General features: G+C 61.6%; 16 protein-coding genes. 11 read left to right on the top strand and 5 right to left on the bottom strand.

What is annotated here, in order from left to right:
- The first annotated feature begins 5 nt into the window (after nucleotides 1-5).
- The 7 genes from cheA to cheZ all read left to right on the top strand — a co-directional run bounded on the left by cheA (nucleotide 6) and on the right by cheZ (nucleotide 6,409).
- Nucleotides 6-2,042 (top strand): chemotaxis protein CheA, encoded by a 2,037-nt coding sequence (gene cheA, locus F7R19_RS26150; protein WP_150982506.1) that lies wholly within the window; start codon nucleotides 6-8, stop codon nucleotides 2,040-2,042.
- Nucleotides 2,043-2,063: 21 nt separating this feature from the next.
- Nucleotides 2,064-2,558 (top strand): chemotaxis protein CheW, encoded by a 495-nt coding sequence (locus F7R19_RS26145; RefSeq protein ID WP_061958680.1) that lies wholly within the window; start codon nucleotides 2,064-2,066, stop codon nucleotides 2,556-2,558.
- Between the two features lie 63 nt (nucleotides 2,559-2,621).
- Entirely contained in the window at nucleotides 2,622-3,530 is a 909-nt protein-coding gene (locus F7R19_RS26140; RefSeq protein WP_061958681.1) for a CheR family methyltransferase, read from the top strand.
- On the top strand, nucleotides 3,530-4,189 hold the full coding sequence (gene cheD / locus F7R19_RS26135) for a chemoreceptor glutamine deamidase CheD (RefSeq protein WP_061958682.1): 660 nt from the start codon (nucleotides 3,530-3,532) through the stop codon (nucleotides 4,187-4,189). Before F7R19_RS26140 ends, cheD begins: the two co-directional genes overlap by 1 nt.
- Nucleotides 4,190-4,213: 24 nt before the next feature.
- Nucleotides 4,214-5,287: a protein-glutamate methylesterase/protein-glutamine glutaminase gene (locus F7R19_RS26130; RefSeq protein ID WP_150982505.1), complete on the top strand. Its 1,074-nt coding sequence runs from the start codon at nucleotides 4,214-4,216 to the stop codon at nucleotides 5,285-5,287.
- Between the two features lie 81 nt (nucleotides 5,288-5,368).
- Complete coding sequence (gene cheY, locus F7R19_RS26125) at nucleotides 5,369-5,755, top strand: chemotaxis response regulator CheY (RefSeq protein ID WP_200899064.1); 387 nt, start codon at nucleotides 5,369-5,371, stop codon at nucleotides 5,753-5,755.
- A gap of 15 nt (nucleotides 5,756-5,770) precedes the next feature.
- The gene (cheZ, locus tag F7R19_RS26120; protein ID WP_150982504.1) at nucleotides 5,771-6,409 is read left to right on the top strand and encodes a protein phosphatase CheZ; all 639 of its coding nucleotides are present in this window, start codon (nucleotides 5,771-5,773) and stop codon (nucleotides 6,407-6,409) included.
- A gap of 176 nt (nucleotides 6,410-6,585) precedes the next feature.
- Here cheZ and tssA read toward each other — a convergent pair whose 3' ends face one another.
- From tssA to F7R19_RS26095, 5 genes are read right to left on the bottom strand one after another with little or no spacing between them, the layout of a single operon-like run.
- Nucleotides 6,586-7,668 (bottom strand): type VI secretion system protein TssA, encoded by a 1,083-nt coding sequence (gene tssA, locus F7R19_RS26115; RefSeq protein WP_150982503.1) that lies wholly within the window; start codon nucleotides 7,666-7,668, stop codon nucleotides 6,586-6,588.
- Nucleotides 7,669-7,696: 28 nt separating this feature from the next.
- A complete protein-coding gene (gene tssG / locus F7R19_RS26110) occupies nucleotides 7,697-8,692 on the bottom strand; it encodes a type VI secretion system baseplate subunit TssG (RefSeq protein ID WP_084004144.1) in 996 nt (331 codons plus the stop codon).
- 2 nt (nucleotides 8,693-8,694) lie between these two features.
- Nucleotides 8,695-10,575: a type VI secretion system baseplate subunit TssF gene (tssF, locus tag F7R19_RS26105; protein ID WP_150982502.1), complete on the bottom strand. Its 1,881-nt coding sequence runs from the start codon at nucleotides 10,573-10,575 to the stop codon at nucleotides 8,695-8,697.
- Nucleotides 10,576-10,579: 4 nt separating this feature from the next.
- Nucleotides 10,580-11,101, bottom strand: a complete 522-nt coding sequence (tssE, locus tag F7R19_RS26100; protein ID WP_150982501.1) for a type VI secretion system baseplate subunit TssE — start codon at nucleotides 11,099-11,101, stop codon at nucleotides 10,580-10,582.
- Entirely contained in the window at nucleotides 11,098-11,844 is a 747-nt protein-coding gene (locus F7R19_RS26095; protein WP_150982500.1) for a TagK domain-containing protein, read from the bottom strand. The genes tssE and F7R19_RS26095 overlap by 4 nt, the downstream gene beginning before the upstream one ends.
- 293 nt (nucleotides 11,845-12,137) lie before the next feature.
- On the opposite strand from F7R19_RS26095, the gene tssH reads away from it, so the two are divergent.
- The 4 genes from tssH to F7R19_RS26075 all read left to right on the top strand — a co-directional run bounded on the left by tssH (nucleotide 12,138) and on the right by F7R19_RS26075 (nucleotide 17,677).
- Entirely contained in the window at nucleotides 12,138-14,855 is a 2,718-nt protein-coding gene (gene tssH, locus F7R19_RS26090; protein ID WP_150982499.1) for a type VI secretion system ATPase TssH, read from the top strand.
- 39 nt (nucleotides 14,856-14,894) lie between these two features.
- Nucleotides 14,895-15,449 (top strand): type VI secretion system contractile sheath small subunit, encoded by a 555-nt coding sequence (tssB, locus tag F7R19_RS26085; protein ID WP_061958691.1) that lies wholly within the window; start codon nucleotides 14,895-14,897, stop codon nucleotides 15,447-15,449.
- 43 nt (nucleotides 15,450-15,492) lie between these two features.
- Complete coding sequence (tssC, locus tag F7R19_RS26080) at nucleotides 15,493-16,983, top strand: type VI secretion system contractile sheath large subunit (protein ID WP_061958692.1); 1,491 nt, start codon at nucleotides 15,493-15,495, stop codon at nucleotides 16,981-16,983.
- Between the two features lie 211 nt (nucleotides 16,984-17,194).
- Complete coding sequence (locus F7R19_RS26075) at nucleotides 17,195-17,677, top strand: Hcp family type VI secretion system effector (RefSeq protein ID WP_061958693.1); 483 nt, start codon at nucleotides 17,195-17,197, stop codon at nucleotides 17,675-17,677.
- Nucleotides 17,678-17,837 lie beyond the last annotated feature (160 nt).

The following is a 17,837-nucleotide window of genomic DNA, read 5'->3' as shown; positions in this document are numbered from 1 at the left end:
CGATCATGTCTGTCGATATCGATATCACGCAGTTTTATCAGACCTTCTTCGAGGAGGCAGAGGAACTGCTCGTAGAAATGGAGCAGCTGCTGCTCGAGGTGGACATCGAGTCCCCCGACGCGGAAGCGCTCAACGCGATTTTTCGTGCCGCGCATTCGATCAAGGGCGGAGCCGCGACGTTCGGCTTCACGGCCCTGACCGAGACCACGCACATCTTTGAGAACCTGCTCGATCGCACCCGTCGGCGGGAACTGGCCCTTACGCGGGTCATCATCGACACCTTTCTGGAAACCAAGGACGTGTTGCAAGACCAGCTCAACGCCTATCGCAACGGCACCGAACCCGATCCGGAAACGTTTGCGCGCATCTGCGCCGTGCTGCAGCAGCTGGCGCAGGAAGCCGGCGGCGCAACCGCGCACGCTCCCGCGCCGGCCCCCGCACCTGTGGCGGCGCCTGCGCCGGCTCCCGTGGCGGCATCCGCGGGCGGCAACCTGAAAGTTCGCCTGATCAAGGTGTCCGCGGGCGACCAGGCGCTGCTGCGCGAAGAGCTGGCCAATCTGGGCGAAATCACAGGCCAGGAAGAAGCCGACGGCGACCTGACCATCTGGCTGAACAGCCAGTGCAGCACCGACGACATCATTGCGGTCTGCTGTTTCGTCATCGACGAGAAACAGATTGCGGTGGAAGCCGTTGCAGCGGGCCAGGCGCCTGCCGCACCGCAGGCGGCACCGGCTCCGGTGGCCGCGCCGGCTCCGGCACCGGCACCGGTTGCCGCCGCCCCGGCGGCGACGCCGGCTGCCAAGGAAAAGGCGGCTGCCAAGCCCGCCGCCGCGGCCGCCGCGCAGGCGCCCGATTCCGGATCGATCCGCGTGCCGACCGAAAAGGTGGACCAGATCATCAACCTGGTGGGCGAACTCGTAATCACCCAGTCGATGCTGGCGCAGACCGCGTCGTCGCTCGATCCGGTGCTGTTCGACCGCCTGTTCTCGGGCATGGGCCAGCTTGAACGCAATGCGCGCGATCTGCAGGAAGCGGTGATGTCGATCCGCATGATGCCGATGGACTACGTGTTCTCGCGCTTTCCGCGCCTGGTGCGCGATCTGGCCAGCAAGCTCAACAAGCAGATCGACCTGGTCACCTTCGGCAAGGCCACCGAGCTGGACAAGAGCCTGATCGAACGCATCATCGATCCGCTGACGCACCTGGTGCGCAACAGCCTGGACCACGGTATCGAAACGCCCGAGAAACGCGTGGCGGCCGGCAAGGAGCCGACCGGCCAGCTGATCCTGTCGGCGCAGCATGCGGGCGGCAACATCGTCATCGAAGTCAGCGACGACGGCGGCGGCCTGAACCGCGAGCGCATCCTGGCCAAGGCCATGCAGAACGGCCTGCCCGGTGCGTCCGAGAGCATGACCGATGACGAAGTCTGGCAACTGATTTTCGCGCCGGGCTTCTCCACTGCGGAAGTGGTGACCGATGTGTCGGGCCGTGGCGTGGGCATGGACGTGGTCAAGCGGAACATCCAGGAAATGGGCGGTCACGTCGAGATCAGCTCGCGGCCGGGCCTGGGCACCACCACGCGCATCGTGCTGCCGCTGACGCTGGCCATTCTCGATGGCATGTCGGTGCGCACCGGCGAGGAAACCTTCATCCTGCCGCTGAATTGCGTGATGGAATCGCTGCAGCCGAAATCGGAGGACGTGCATACGGCCGCCAACGGCGAGCGCGTGATGAACGTGCGCGGCGAATACCTGCCGCTGCTGGAACTGCACAAGGTCTTCAATGTGGCCAACGCGGTGCAGGAGCCCACGCAGGGCATCGCCGTGATCCTGGCCGCCGAAGGCAAGCGCTTCGCGCTGCTGGTGGACCAACTGATCGGCCAGCACCAGGTGGTGCTGAAGAATCTCGAAACCAACTATCGCAAGGTGCCATGCATCTCGGCCGCGACGATCCTGGGCGACGGCAGCGTCGCGCTGATCGTGGACGTGGGCGCGCTGCAGCGCACCGGCGTGCGCCGCCAGGACCCGGTGGCCGTACAGTAATTGACAGCAAGGAGAACGGACATGGCCGGCATCGGACACATCGATACCCAGGGCAGCGAAGCCTCTGGCCAGGAATACCTGGTCTTCACGCTGGGCACCGAGGAATATGGCATCGACATCCTCAAGGTGCAGGAGATCCGCAGCTACGAAACGGTGACACGCATCGCCAACGCGCCCAACTTCATCAAGGGCGTGACGAACCTGCGCGGCGTGATCGTGCCGATCGTCGACCTGCGGCTGAAATTCGATCTTGGCAACGTGCGCTATGACCACCAGACCGTGGTGATCATCCTGAACGTGGCCGGCCGCGTGGTCGGTATCGTGGTGGACGGCGTGTCGGACGTGCTGACGCTGACTGGCGACGATATCAAGCCGGCGCCCGAGTTTGGCGTGTCGGTCTCGAACGAGCACCTGACCGGTCTGGGCTCGGTGGAAGGCCGGATGCTGATCCTGATCGACATCGAACGCATGATGACCAGCCCCGAAATGGCGCTGATCGAAACCGAGTTCGCCTGATCCCGCGTGCGGACCGCCCCAACGCCTTATCGCCGCTTGCCGGCACACTGACGAAACACACTCATGACGCCGCTCCGTTCTTCCTCCAGCGCGATCGGGAAGCCAGGCGCGGCCGCCAACCAGGCCGCGCCCGTGTTGGCGCCGCTGCGCGACGACATGCGTGACTTCCTGCTGACCGAGCGCGATTTCGAGAAGGTCCGCGCGCTGATTCACAAGCGCGCGGGGATTTCGCTGGGCAGTCACAAGCGCGAGATGGTTTACAGCCGTCTTGCGCGACGCCTGCGCGCGCTTGGAATCAGCGATTTCGGCACGTATCTGTCGCTGCTCGAGGCCGACGACCACTCCGACGAGTGGGAGTACTTCACCAATGCGCTGACCACCAATCTCACCTCGTTCTTCCGTGAGGCGCATCACTTTCCGTTGCTGGCCGAGCACGCCAAGAAGGTGGGGCGTCCGTACAGCGTCTGGTGCGCGGCGGCGTCGACCGGCGAGGAGCCGTATTCGATTGCCATCACCCTGGCCGAGGCCCTGGGCGAGCGCGCGGCAACGGTGCTGGCCACCGATATCGACACGCAGGTGCTGGCCAAGGCCCGCGCCGGCGTCTACAGCGCCGAACAGGTGTCGCGGCTGTCGCAGGAACGGCTCAAGCGCTTCTTCCTGAAAGGGACCGGGGCGCGCGCGGGGTCGGTCAAGGTCAAGCCGGAACTGGCCGCGACGATCAGCTTCGAGACCCTGAACCTGTTGGCGCCCGACTGGGGCATCCGCGAGAAGTTCGACGCGATCTTCTGCCGCAACGTGATGATCTATTTCGACAAGCCGACCCAGGGACGCATCCTGGAGCGGTTTGCGCCGTTGCTCAAGCCGAACGGGCTGTTGTTCGCGGGCCATTCCGAGAATTTCTCGTATGTCACGCGCGCCTTCCAGCTGCGCGGACAGACTGTGTACGAGCTGGCCGGCAAGGGAGGTGCGTGATGCGCGGCACACCCCACTTGCCCGAAGCGATCGCCACGCGCAAGTACTTCGATCGCGAGTTCGACAAGCAGGCCATCAAGCTGCTTCCCAACGAGTATTTCGTTACCGGCGACGACGTGGTGCTGACCACGGTGCTCGGTTCTTGCGTGGCGGCATGCATTCGCGATGAGGTGGCCGGTGTCGGCGGCATGAATCATTTCATGCTGCCCGACGACGAGAATGCGGGCGCCGACCGCATGCTGTCCGCTTCGATGCGCTACGGGTGCTATGCGCTGGAAGTGCTCATCAATGAACTGCTGAAGATGGGTGCGCGTCGCGAGCGTCTGGAAGCGAAGGTTTTTGGCGGCGGCGCAGTGCTGGCAAACATGACGACCCTCAATATTGGGGACCGAAATGCCGATTTTGTACTGAAGTATCTGGGCACCGAAGAGATCCGCGTGGCCGCACAGGATCTGCGTGGTCCGCATGCGCGACGTGTCAGCTATTTCCCGCGTACCGGTCTGGCGCTGGTGCGCCGGCTGACACGCCAGGACGATACGGTAGGCGTGGAACGGGACGAACGCGCGCTGGCGCGTGCCCTTTCCACTTCCACGAAAGCGCCCGCACGTGGCGCCGTGGCATTGTTCACGCGGCAGGCAGCGGCCAAGGTGCCGACCTGAAAACTTGAAGACGTAAAGACAAACATGACCGCCGCGAAGATCAAGGTGTTGTGCGTGGACGATTCCGCACTGATCCGCAGCCTGATGACTGAGATCATCAACAGCCAGCCCGACATGGAGGTGGTAGGCACCGCCCCCGATCCGCTGGTGGCGCGCGACATGATCAAGCGCCTGAATCCCGATGTGCTGACGCTCGACGTGGAAATGCCCCGCATGGACGGGCTCGATTTCCTGGAGCGCCTGATGCGGCTGCGGCCGATGCCGGTGCTGATGGTGTCGTCCCTGACCGAGCGGGGATCCGAAATCACGATGCGCGCGCTGGAACTGGGCGCGGTGGACTTCGTGACCAAGCCGAAGCTCGGCATTCGCGAAGGACTGATCGAATACACCGATACGATCGCCGACAAGCTGCGCGCCGCATCGCGTGCACGCGTGCGGGCGCGCGATGCGGCGCCGGCCGGCACGGTGTCCTCCGTGCCGATCCTGCGCGCGCCATTGCTGTCGACGGAAAAGCTGATCATCGTCGGGGCATCGACGGGCGGCACCGAGGCGATCAAGGAATTCCTGATGCCGCTGCCGCCGGATTCGCCGGCCGTCATGATCGTGCAGCACATGCCGGCCGGTTTCACCAAATCGTTCGCGCAACGCCTGAACGGACTTTGCCGCATCACGGTGAAGGAAGCGGAACACGGCGAGCGGGTGCTGCCCGGCTACGCATACATCGCGCCGGGCGATTCGCATCTGCTGCTGGCGCGCAGTGGCGCGAACTACGTGGCGCACCTGTCGCAGGAAGCGCCCGTCAATCGTCATCGGCCTTCGGTCGACGTGCTGTTCGATTCGGCCGCGATTCACGGCGGGAAGAACGTGACGGGCGTCATCCTGACCGGCATGGGCAAGGACGGCGCGCGCGGCATGCTGCGCATGCGTGAGGCCGGGGCGTACAACCTGGCGCAGGACGAACAGTCCTGCATCGTGTTTGGCATGCCGAAGGAGGCGATCGCCACCGGCGGCGTGCATGAAGTGGTGCCCCTGCACCAGATGAGCCAGCGCGTCATGACGCATCTGGCGACGTTCGGTGCGCGGGCGCAGCGCGTGTAACGCCGAAGTGCGCGCGCGAGAGGTCAGATCAGCAACAACCTGGATGGCCAGCGTCATCCACAACCGTATTGGAGCCGTATAGTGGACAAGAACATCAAGATCCTCGTGGTCGACGACTTCCCGACCATGCGTCGGATCATTCGTAACCTGCTCAAGGAGCTGGGCTTCACCAACGTCGAGGAAGCCGAGGACGGCGCCGCCGGTCTGGAGAAGGTCAAGGATGGCAGCTTCCAGTTCGTCGTATCCGACTGGAACATGCCGAACATGGATGGCCTGACCATGCTGCAGTCGATCCGCGCCATTCCGGAACTGGCCAAGACGCCGGTGCTGATGGTGACCGCCGAGGCCAAGAAGGAGAACATCATTGCCGCGGCGCAGGCCGGCGCCAATGGTTACGTGGTCAAGCCATTCACCGCCGCGACGCTGGACGAGAAGATCACCAAGATCTTCGAGAAGCTGGGTCAATAAGAAGAGGTACGCGAGATGTCGACGACTCCGACTTTCAGCCAAGAATCGGCCGAGCAGATCATTCATCGCATCGGCAACCTGACGCGGATGCTGCGCGATAACATGCGGGAGCTGGGGCTCGACAAGGAAATCGAGAAGGCCGCGCAGGCCATTCCCGATGCGCGCGACCGGCTCAATTACATCGCCGCCATGACCGAGCAGGCCGCCGAACGCACGCTTACCGCGGTCGAACTGGCACAGCCGCTCCAGGAGGATCTGGAACGCAAGGCAACGGCGCTGGACCAGCGGTGGGATGAGTGGTTCGCCCAACCGGTGGAACTGGGCGACGCCCGCACGCTCGTGCTCGATACGCGCGAGTTCCTGACGGAAGTCCCGCAAAAGGCCAAGGCGACTGGCAGCCATCTGCTGGAAATCATGATGGCGCAGGACTTCCAGGATCTCACCGGGCAGGTCATCAAGAAGATGATGGATATGATCCGCACGCTGGAGCAGGAACTGCTGCAGGTGCTGATCGACAACGTGCCCGCAGACCGCCGTGTGGAAACGCCGCAGCATACGCTGCTCAACGGTCCGCAGATCAACCCGGAAGGCAAGGCGGACGTGGTGTCCGACCAGTCGCAGGTGGATGACCTGCTGGCAAGCCTGGGTTTCTGAAGACAGGCGTCTTCACGCCTGAAAAGTTCTGCGCCCCCGGATCCTCTCCCGCCCGCGCGGGAGAGGATCCGGATTGCTTCACGCCGGGCTCGTCAGCCGCACGTTTGTCCGGCATCCAGCGCACATTCAACGCATTTTGCTGGCGCGGTCCCGCTGCGCTTTGGCATCTGTCGCGTCTATTCCTCCGTGCCTTCCTCCTCGCTTGCCTCGCGCGACCAGCTTTCGACCAGATCGCTCGGAATTGCCTGAAACAACTCAGCGAATGGCTTGCCGGTCAAACGTTCGGCCTGGCGCAGCAGCAGCGCAACCGGACTGCTCGGCTCGTTTTCCTCGAACCACTTTCGCGCGGCACGAATGTCGCCCAACACGGTCTGTCGGGTGACCGGCGCCAATGTTACGGCCGCCCGCGTCGCACCGCAAACAGCCGCAGCGTTGGCATCGGTTGCCGACGCTTCCGTTCCGGCATTCTCCATGGCCGCATCTGTGGTTGGTCCCGCATCATCCGCGAACTCCCCCGCTTGCAAGGGCGCCGCCGGCCTTGCTGCCAGTTGCAGCAGCCGGATCAACGGACCAAGGTCAACCGCGTCGCGCGGAAGGGTCTGCTCACACCATCGCTGAAGCACGGTCGCTTGCGCCCATGCGCCGTCGATGGCCGCCATCTGTGCCGGCGTGATTTGGCGCAGGGTGTCGAGCCGCTGCTGGACGACCTCGGGCGTGGCGGCATCGTCGGGGCGCGGCACTGTCAGCGCTCGCTCGATTTCGCGAATCTGGAGCCGCAGTATCTTGTCCCCCAACGTAAGCTCGCGAATATCGGACAACAGGCAGGTGCGATCGGTCAGCGTCGCCATCGCGTTGGCCCGCATGACCGGGTCGTGCTCGCCTTCGATCTGGAGCTGCGGATGGATGTCGTCCGGAAATGTCGTCAACATGCCGTGCAGCATCCGCAGGCCGTCGAAAAGGCCTTGCGCTCCGGCTGCGCGGCACCGGCACCGAATCAGTACGATCAGCAGACGGATATCGCGCGTGCGCGTCAACAGGCTGCGGCAGTCGCGTTCGATTTCGGTCCAGCCCAGCGGCTCCGGCGTTGACGTGAAATCGCCGTACTGCACCGCATCGCGCGGTTGCAGCCGCGCCAGCAACAAAAGAAACGCCGGGTCGTATTCCAGATCGCTGCCGCACGGCAGATCGGTCGATATTGGCGAGAAAAGTTCGGCGAACGGCGAAGGTGCCGGAGCGTCGGGCTTCAGCTTGTCGGTCATGAAGAATCGGTGGTGAGAAGGTTGCGGGTCAGCCGGTTGCGTATTGATCCGGCTCGAACACCATGCCGGTGGTGGCGGTATCGGTATCGGGTGTGCCCAGCCATGTCGACCAGCCAAGCTGCTCGGCCGCACCGAGCGCGGCCGCGGGCGCCGCCTGGGGTAAAAGCAGCAGCGCGACTTCCCACGAGAATTCGTAGCCGAAGAAGGCGCGGACCCATTCGACCAGAACCGGCAGATTGCGGCCGTTTGGCGTGAAGTCCAGATACTGCTGCAGCGTGAGCGGGCCGATTTCCAGACGGAACCTGTGCTGTCGGTCCGGCACCATTTCGCCGAGCATGGCGCCATGCCCCATCACGCTGGCCGAGCCCGGGCTGGCCAGCCGCGTGTACTCGCCGGGGTCGACGACGATCCAGTGCATCACAAATTCTTCCAGACGCACGCGCACGCCGAAAAAGTGCGATAGCGTCGCCACGACGCCATCGGGATTCCGCGATTCACGAACATGATGAGCGCTGGCGGCCAGAATGGCGTGCGCGGGCAATCTCCCATGCCGGATCTCTGCGGGATCATTGCCGGATAGCCAGCAGATATAGCGGGAGAACACTTCTTCATCGGCGCGATCGAGCCCCGCCGCGGCCTGGGCGGTGGCCCACGCCTGGTAGAACTGCGTAAGCGCTCGATGGTGAAAGATGTTCAGGAAATCCGAGACAGTGGCGTCTCGATGGCCTTCCAGCCTATCCCGGACCCATTCGGTCATGTGAATCGGCAGCGGACCATTCGGCCCCAGCATGCCAAGTCCGAAAAGTTCGATATGAAGGCCCTTTTCGGTGCGATCGATGGCGGCGATTTCGCGCGGGGCGAATATCAGCGAGGCGCGCTGACCAATCCGGAACGGTTCCTCGCGGGGCCGGGATGCATGGCCGATTTGCGGCAAATGAGGATGCCTGGCGCCCAATTGACGCAGCAGGCCGAGGAAATTCATCTTCCAAGGCGCGTTGCTGGCGATTTCCCCCGCGTTATCCATGGCTACACCACGCTACGGCGTCCGGTGCGGGCCGGCCATCGATGGATCAGCCCGCGTTGCATCGAGACCATCTCAGTTTCGGTGAAGGAATTGACCGACACCTGTCGCGCCAGAAAATGTTCGAGTACGACGCCGAACAGGAAAGGACTGACGCCGGAAAATCCTGTTTCGTCGATGGTGAGCTGGCATTGGATACCGCGACCGTGGATGATCGGACCGTTTCCAGGCAAACGCCGGATAACCGGCCGCACGCTGGACCCGATCAGGCCCTGGATTTGTCGCTGATGCACCATATCGTCGACCGGCATCAGCAGGTTCAGGATGTTGCGCAGTCCTTGGCCGCCTTCGCGATGATCGAGATCGGTCAGCGAGAGGTAGTTGAAGCTGAGCTGACGGATCAGTCTCCATGCGAGTTCGCCTTCGGCAAAGGGAGGGCGCGGCGTCGAAGGCGGCCGGATCAACCCGACGCCGGCCACCGGCACGGAATCGGGCGCACGCAAATCGTTCACGCCGTTGCGCGGCACCAGCGTTGCGAGATCGCGATTGGTCACCATCGCATCGACGGAAAGATGACGCAGTGCGTCTGGATAGGGCGCCTCGTTTTGATCGACCAGGGACAGGAACACTTCCGTGCCGATGTATTCCGTGCGGCTTCCGTACTTGCGCAATTGCGTCGATACCAGCCGCTTTTCGCGCCGGACCGAAAAATACCGGCCGCTCCCGCCCGTGTCGCCGTTAAGGGCGGAAAACAGCGGACGGAATTCGATCATGTCGCTGCGCTCGGCTTGTTGCCCGCCAAGCTTCTGCACCGAGTGGACTTCGTAATCCAGCGGATGCGCGCGCTCCACAACCAGATGGAATTCCGTGTGCCGATGATTGACTTCGATGCGGTCGGAACGTTTGGGGAACAGGTTGATAACGGGCGTGCAGAACAACGCGAACTGTCCCGCATCGACATGGGCGGCGAGGTGAGTGGTGCTCTTGGAAAGCAATACGACGATCTCGGCTTCGCGCCCATCGATCGCGGCCAGACCCGGCGCCAGTCCATTCAACCGGAAGAAGTAGAAGCGCTGCGGACAGGCGAAGTATTCCTGGACGAGGTTGTGGCCGTGGAACTTGTTCCACGCAAGCGGTAGCGCGGCCTCGGACGGATCGAATCCGGCCAGCGATACGGGCTCGCCATCCGTCACCGTGGCGGCATTCGCCATGGCATTGGGCCGGCCCACCAGCGCCCCCACGCCCGCGCTATGGACAAGCTCGAACAGATGGCTGGCGATCTGTTCTTCGCCACTCAGGTAAAAGGTGAGGTGCTCGATAGGCGGTAGCTGCGCGAAGGTGACGTCTCGCGTGATGCGCAGGCGGATCCGCAGCGCGCCCTGCACCGACACATGCGCGGGCACGCGGCGTTCCAGTCCGGGAATATCGGGCGGGACTGCCGTAAGACGCGCCTCCACGATGTCAAACGGCCAGAGCATCACTGGCTGCGTCGTGCGGAACTCACAGGCTGTCGTCTCGCCCGGCGGGATCGCGGCTTTCAAAGCGGTGTCACGCGGCACGCATACGCCGCGCACGAAATCGCCTTGCAGCTCGCTGGGATGGAAGCGCACGACGCTGATCGAAGGCGTGGGCGAAACGTAATTGGGATAAATGACTTCCAGCAGGCGCTGAGTGAAGCGCGGAAACTCGGCATCGAGCTTGATTTGCGTGCGCGCCGACAGATAGCAGAACGCCTCGATCAGGCGTTCCACGTAGGGATCGGCCACTTCGATGCCGTGCATGCCAAGCCGCCGCGCAATCTTCGGATGCTTGGCGGCAAATTCCCCGCCCAGTTCACGAAGATAGGCAAGTTCCCGGTTGTAGTACTCAAGGAGCTTCGGGTCCACGGCGTCAGCTTGCCTGGAACGACTTGATGCTGATCGACCGGGTTTCCAGATCGAGCGAGCTCTGCGCCGTAAACGCCATCGGATACGGATTCATGTGCACTCTGCCTCGTATCTCGAATCGCAGCACGTTGTATTCGTGCTCAGTAGGTTTTTTGTCCAGCAATCGGACGACGAGATCGCCGGGAATCAGCCTTGGCTCGAAGTCCTCGATTGCGCGGCGGATCATCCCGAGAATTTCCGGCCAGTCGCGATCGGCGGCATGGGTGCCCGCCAGCGGCGGCACGCCATAGTTCACAGTGGACCTGGCGGCATAGGCGTGTCGTTCCCGATCGATTTCGTCTTCTCGGTTAGTCGTATTGAGCAGATGTGCCAAATCGCGGCGAACGATCTCGCTCATCTGGGAGCGCGTGACGGTGTAAGCGTCGGCATTTTCGGCTTGCTGATGCGGCGCATCGTCGCGCAGCCGATCGAACAAGGTAGGTAGCAGCTGACTGTTGGGTCGCCGCGGCGGATCTTTGCGCTTCATGTCACGACGGAGATTTGCGCGGGAATGTATGCGCTGTCCATCGCAACGAGATGATGCTCGCGTCGTGTCAGGGCAGACATTATCTGGCGCTTCGGTGGTTCCGCGCGATGCGTGGTGAACAGTGCCAGCACATCTGTCGGCGGGAGAGTTGCGGCAAGCGGCGCGAGCTCCTGGTCGTCGAGCGGACCGAAAAGTTTTGCAACCGAGGCCGCGCGTTCAATCGAGACAACGACCTCGCCGTGCGGTGCCGGGTGCCATGTGTCGACTTCGTGGGAGCCCGGGTCTGCTGCATCCAGGTGCGGCCGGCAAGACCCTGCCCCCGACGCCTCCGCGTCCCGCTGGATAGGCGGCGGACTGCACACATCTCTTTCCACAGTTGGCGCAGTGACTGCAGGCGCAGGAGCTTCGATCACAAATGCGCTCTCGTATGTCAGCGTGCGAATCAGATCGTCCTGTGTCTCCCTTTCGTCATGGCCCGCCGAACCAGCCAGCGTCTGCTGCCCAATCTGGGGCGGCAGGACTGAAAACAGATCGGGCCTCACTTCCTGCATGACAGCGGCGGATGGCGTGGCGCGCCAATCGTCGTTGCCGAAGATGTCCAATTCGGATGGGATAGCGGCCCTGTCGTTCATGGAGTGTCCGTAGCGGGGGTTGATTCCGTTGCGATGATATTCCATTGCAGTCGGGCTACAAAATAAAAAAAAATTTAAAAAATTAAGTGTAATGAAAATTCTGTAATCCAAATTTAGCTGGAATGTGAGTTACAGAAAATAAAACATATGTTTCTATCCGGTGCGCGGTGCCAGCCTGGTAGGAATCCGATCTTTCCGATTCCGTTTCCAGATCCTCGTGCGATGAGAATGAAGGTGGGTTGTTGTCGAATTTTGCATATCCTTGTGACGCGGTTAAGAGGTTAGTGATCTTGATCAGTGCTTGGTTGCTCCACTTCAAATAGTCTAAAAAAATAGGCGGATGGACTTTTATTTTAGGAAGAAATTCATATAAAGGTTCATTTACTGATTTATATGGGACTGAAATGGATATCTCGCGTCAAACACTGTTTGGCAGGCTAAATCCGACGCTGTTCAAGGCGATCGAGAGCGCCACCGCATTTTGCAAGCTGCGTGGCAATCCCTATGTCGAGCTTGCGCATTGGCTGCATCAACTGATGCAGACGCCCGATGGCGACATCCAGCGGGTGCTGCACCACACCGGCGTCGATGCGCAGCACATCGAGGCTGATTTGGCGCGCGCGCTGGCCGCGCTGCCCACTGGCGCCACCTCCATCAGCGATTTCTCATTTCAGATCGAGTTAGCCATCGAGCGCGCTTGGGTGTACGCCACCCTTGCTTTTGCCGATGACCGGATACGCGGTGCATACCTGTTGACAGCAATGTTGAAAACGCCCGAACTGCGTCGCACATTGCTGGCCATCTCGAACCACTTCGGAAAAATCGACACTGAACAGATTGTCGCCAATGTCCCGGCATGGGTTGCGCAGTCTCCGGAACGGCATGAGGCCGCCTTCGATGGCAGCGGCCTGGCTGCGTCGATACCAGGAGAGGCAAGTCAGGCGCTATCGGCCGGGCCCTCGCGCAAGGGCGCGCTCGGCCAGTACTGCCGGGATCTGACCGAGGCGGCGCGTGCTGGACAGCTCGATCCCGTTATCGGGCGCGAGCACGAGGTCCGGACGATGACCGATATCCTGCTGCGGCGCCGCCAGAACAATCCGCTGCTGACCGGCGAAGCCGGCGTCGGCAAAACCGCCGTCATCGAAGGACTGGCGCAGGCGATCGCGGCCCGACAGGTGCCGGAGAGTCTGGAAAATGTGCGTCTGCTGAGCCTGGACGTCGGTGCGCTACTGGCCGGTGCGAGCATGAAGGGCGAATTCGAAGCGCGTCTCAAGGGCGTGCTCGAGGAAGCGACGTCGTCGAGCACGCCGGTCATCCTGTTTGTCGATGAAGTACACACGCTGGTGGGCGCCGGTGGACAAGCCGGCACCGGCGATGCCGCCAACCTGCTCAAGCCTGCGCTGGCGCGCGGTGCGTTGCGCACCATCGGCGCCACCACCTGGAGCGAATACAAGCGTCATATCGAAAAAGATCCGGCGCTGACCCGGCGCTTCCAGGTCCTTCAGGTGATGGAGCCTGAGGAAGCCAACGCTACGGCGATGGTTCGCGGGCTGGTCCCGACGTTCGAAGCGCATCACAAGATCCAAATACGCGACGAAGCCGTTCGTGCCGCCGTCCGACTCTCGCACCGCTACATCCCTTCGCGGCAATTGCCGGACAAAGCCATCAGTTTGCTCGATACCGCGTGCGCGCGAGTTGCGCTGTCGCTGCATGCTACGCCTGCCTGTGTGGCGAGTCTGCGCCAGCGTCTGGATGCCGCGCAGGCAGAGGCCGGGTTACTGACGAAGGAAGCGACGTTCGGAAAGGTACACGGGCCGCGACTGGCGGAGATTGAACACGCGGTCGACGAAATCAAGGCCGAGCTTTCGGTGGCCGAGGCGCGCTGGCAACAGGAACGCGAGTTCGCAAAGCGGATCGTCGAACTGCGCGCGGCGATTGCCGCTACAGACGATAGCGATCGCAGGCAGTCGCTCACGTACGAGCTCGTGCAACTGGAAGACCAGTTAAGCGGAGTGCAGGGCGACGCGCCGCTGGTGCACACGGAAGTCGGAGAACCGGTGGTCGCCGCGATCGTCGCCGACTGGACCGGAATTCCGGTCACGCGCATGGTGGCGGACGAAGTGGCGACGGTCATGGCGCTGCCGCTGATTCTTGGCGAGCGCGTGATCGGACAGACCACCGCGCTGACCGCACTGGCCGAGCGTATCCAGACATCACGCGCGCAGTTGGCGGACCCTGGCAAGCCGGTCGGCGTGTTCCTGCTCGTGGGGCCGTCCGGCGTGGGCAAGACCGAAACCGCGCTTGCGCTGGCCGATGCGCTTTACGGCGGCGAGCAAAACGTCATCACCATCAATCTTTCCGAATTCCAGGAACCGCATACGGTGTCGACGCTCAAGGGCGCGCCGCCCGGGTATGTCGGTTATGGCGAAGGCGGCGTGCTGACCGAGGCGGTCCGCAGGCGTCCTTACAGCGTCGTGCTGCTGGACGAGGTCGAGAAGGCGCATCCCGATGTGCATGAGGTCTTCTATCAGGTATTCGACAAGGGATACATGGAGGACGGAGAAGGGCGCCGCATCGATTTCAGGAACACCATTCTGCTGCTGACAAGCAACGTCGGATCTGCCTTGCTGGAGCGCTGTGTTGACGACGCTGGCGGGGACCCTGCGGGTTATCCCACGCCTGACGCATTGCGCGAGGCACTGACGCCCGCGCTGCGCGAAGTGTTTCCGGCCGCGTTTCTCGGCAGGCTGGTGGTGGTGCCGTACCTCCCGCTCGGCGCCGACCATCTGGGCCGCATCGTCAGGCTGCACCTGGACCGCGTGGTGGCGCGTATGCGCGAGCGCCACGACATCTCGCTGACCTACGACGATGCCGTCGTCGCCGACATCGCGCGCCGGTGCACGCTGGGAGACACCGGCGTCCGGCAACTGATCAGTTTCATCGAACAAAGGATCCAGCCCCAATTGGCCAGGCTCTGGCTTGCCGCGCTGGCTGAAAAGCGCGGCCTCACTGCGATTGCCATCCGTCGCGGCGATGGCGACACAACCGATTTCACTTACGACGCCGAGTACCGGACAGCGCAGTCTGCCGGGCAGGCTATTCCAGCTGCCGAGCAGGCCTGACGCCGAGCGGCAAATTCTTCAATCTCAAAGGATATATCCATGTCTGGTCAAAACAGTTCCCAAAAATTTATCGCACGTAATCGATCGCCGCGTGTGCAGATCGAATATGACGTCGAGTTGTACGGCTCGGAAAAGCGTGTCGAATTGCCCTTTGTGATGGGCGTGATGGCCGACCTTTCCGGCAAGCCGACTGAACCACTGCCGCCGGTGGCCGATCGCAAGTTCCTTCCCTTCGACATCGACAACTTCGATGACCGCATGAAGGCGATGAAGCCGCGCGTTGCGATGTCCGTGGCGAACACGCTGTCCGGTGAAGGCCAACTGATGGTCGATATGACGTTCGAAAGCATGGAGGATTTTTCTCCCGCCGCCATCGCCAAGAAGATCGATGCACTGAAGCAATTGCTCGAGGCCCGGACGCAGCTTGCCAACCTGCAGACGTATATGGATGGCAAGACCGGGGCGGAGTCGTTGATCAATCAGTTGTTGAAAGACCCGGCATTGATGAAGGCGCTGGCCAGTTCGGCGAAACCCGAATCGCCCAGCGAGCCCGCAAGCGAGCCGGCCACCGAGACCAAGGACGCCGAAGCCTGATCCGGTGCCAACTTCCTGACGCCATATTTCTCACGAGATTTCTATGTCTTCCGTATCCAATCAAGAACAATCTGCTGCCCCCACGCTCGAGCAATCGGACTTTGCAGCACTGATCAATCGCGAGTTTTCCCCGAAAACCGACCAGGCGCGCGACGCGGTCGATCTCGCAGTCAAGACGCTCGCCGAGCAGGCGTTGGCTTCGTCATTGACGATCGGAGACGATGCGTACCGAAGCATCGAAGCATTTATCGCGGCGATTGATGCGAAGCTCTCCCAGCAGATCAATCTGATCCTGCATCACCCCGACTTCCAGAAACTTGAATCGGCGTGGCGCGGTCTGCACCATCTCGTATCGAACACGGAGACTGACGAACAGCTGCAAATCCGTGTCATGGATATCTCCAAAGACGAACTGCGCCGCACGTTGCGGCGGTTCAAAGGCACGGCATGGGATCAGAGTCCGCTCTTCAAACGCATTTATGAAGAGGAATATGGTCAGATGGGTGGTGAACCCTACGGCTGCCTGGTCGCGGACTATCACTTCGACCACACGCCGCCGGACGTCGAAATGCTGGGTTCGATCGCCAAGATCGCAGCGGCAGCCCACGCGCCGTTTATCTCCGGCGCCGCGCCTTCGGTGCTGCAGATGGGGTCGTGGCAAGAACTATCCAATCCGCGTGACATCACCAAGATCTTCAGCAACGTCGAATACGCACCGTGGAACGGCCTGCGGGATTCCGAGGATGCGCGGTACATCGGTCTGGTAATGCCGCGCATGCTTGCCAGAGCTCCTTACGGTATTCGCTCCAATCCCGTTGACGAATTCAATTTCGAAGAGGAGACGGATGGCACGGATCACGGCAAGTATGTTTGGGGTAACGCGGCCTACGCGATGGCGGTCAATATCAACCGCTCATTCAAGAACTACGGCTGGTGCTCTCTGATCCGCGGCGTGGAAAGCGGCGGCGTGGTGGAGAACCTGCCGTCCCACACGTTCCCGACCGATGATGGCGGCGTGGACATGAAGTGCCCGACGGAAATCGCCATTTCGGACCGGCGCGAAGCCGAGCTGTCAAAGAACGGCTTTATTCCTCTTATTCATCGCAAGAACACTGACTACGCCGCATTCATCGGCGCCCAGTCGCTGCAGCGGCCAGCCGAATACGCGGATGCGAACGCAACGGCCAACGCCAACCTGTCGGCGCGCTTGCCCTACATGTTTGCGTGCTCGCGCTTTGCGCATTACCTGAAATGCATCGTGCGGGACAAGATCGGTTCGTTCAAGGAGCGCGAAGACATGGAGCGCTGGCTGAACAACTGGATCATGGATTACGTGGACGGCGATCCGCGCAATTCGTCGCAGTCGACCAAGGCACGTCGCCCATTGTCTGCGGCGGAGGTCATTGTCGAGGACGTGGAAGGTAATCCTGGCTATTACAACGCGCGCTTCTTCCTGCGTCCGCATTTCCAGCTGGAAGGCCTGACCGTGTCGTTGCGGCTGGTGGCGCAATTGCCAGCGGTGCAGGCGGCTTGATCAAGCCATGAAGGTTAACGGACACCAGCCGTGCCGCGGCTGGTGTTCCGGAAGAATCTTTCGACGCGGTGGACCTAAAACGGTGTCCTACTCGTTGAATGAAAGACTTCCCTAGCCGCGTGGTGACGATCAACTGTTGTGAATCTCGTTGCCACGTTCGGGATGTTTAACCGGGTCTATCCCAACTTACTAATATTAAGGATTTTGTCAAATGTCTAATCAAGACTTCTTCTTGAAAATCGATGGCGTCAAGGGTGAATCCCAGGACAAGGAATTCAAGGACTATATTCAGGTGGACGGTTGGGGCTGGAGCATCAGTCAGCCCGTCAACATTCATGAAGGCACCGGTGGCGGCGCAGGTAAGGCGTCGGCTTCGGATCTTTACATTGTGCACCGTATCGACAGCGCGTCCGCCACGCTGATGAATCTGTGTACGAAAGGCGATGCCATCGGCAGTGCGGAGCTGGTATGCCGGAAGGCCGGCGGCGGCGGTATTGCATACCTGAAGCTTACGATGTCGGAAGTGATCATCTCCCATGTGAGTCAGCAAGGTGGCGGATCCGACTTTCCGACGGAATCGTTCAATCTGGCCTTTGCATCGATCAAGCAGGAATACACCCCGCAGACTGACAAGGGTGCCAAGGGCGCAACAATCACTGCGGAATACGATTTCAAGAAAAACGCAGAGAAATAATTCGACGATGCAGTGAGTCGATAGACTCCGAAGTGTTGGTCGTCGGTGCTGCCAAAAATGACTTAGTCAAACACCGGAATTTCACCGGCGACCCATTTTATTCTGTTTTCACCATGTTGTATTTACCGCGCAGAACTTCGTTGCAAACGTTTAATAAATA

It is taken from the genome of Cupriavidus pauculus (genome assembly GCF_008801835.1).
Classification (GTDB): domain Bacteria; phylum Pseudomonadota; class Gammaproteobacteria; order Burkholderiales; family Burkholderiaceae; genus Cupriavidus; species Cupriavidus pauculus.
This window is presented reverse-complemented; position numbering and strand designations above follow the sequence as displayed.

Coding starts and splice junctions, on each gene's coding strand:
- cheA (WP_150982506.1), top strand. CDS start 6: ATGTCTGTCGATATCGATATCACGCAGTTTTATCAGACCTTCTTCGAG.
- F7R19_RS26145 (WP_061958680.1), top strand. CDS start 2,064: ATGGCCGGCATCGGACACATCGATACCCAGGGCAGCGAAGCCTCTGGC.
- F7R19_RS26140 (WP_061958681.1), top strand. CDS start 2,622: ATGACGCCGCTCCGTTCTTCCTCCAGCGCGATCGGGAAGCCAGGCGCG.
- cheD (WP_061958682.1), top strand. CDS start 3,530: ATGCGCGGCACACCCCACTTGCCCGAAGCGATCGCCACGCGCAAGTAC.
- F7R19_RS26130 (WP_150982505.1), top strand. CDS start 4,214: ATGACCGCCGCGAAGATCAAGGTGTTGTGCGTGGACGATTCCGCACTG.
- cheZ (WP_150982504.1), top strand. CDS start 5,771: ATGTCGACGACTCCGACTTTCAGCCAAGAATCGGCCGAGCAGATCATT.
- tssA (WP_150982503.1), bottom strand. CDS start 7,668: ATGACCGACAAGCTGAAGCCCGACGCTCCGGCACCTTCGCCGTTCGCC.
- tssG (WP_084004144.1), bottom strand. CDS start 8,692: ATGGATAACGCGGGGGAAATCGCCAGCAACGCGCCTTGGAAGATGAAT.
- tssE (WP_150982501.1), bottom strand. CDS start 11,101: ATGAAGCGCAAAGATCCGCCGCGGCGACCCAACAGTCAGCTGCTACCT.
- tssH (WP_150982499.1), top strand. CDS start 12,138: ATGGATATCTCGCGTCAAACACTGTTTGGCAGGCTAAATCCGACGCTG.
- tssB (WP_061958691.1), top strand. CDS start 14,895: ATGTCTGGTCAAAACAGTTCCCAAAAATTTATCGCACGTAATCGATCG.
- tssC (WP_061958692.1), top strand. CDS start 15,493: ATGTCTTCCGTATCCAATCAAGAACAATCTGCTGCCCCCACGCTCGAG.
- F7R19_RS26075 (WP_061958693.1), top strand. CDS start 17,195: ATGTCTAATCAAGACTTCTTCTTGAAAATCGATGGCGTCAAGGGTGAA.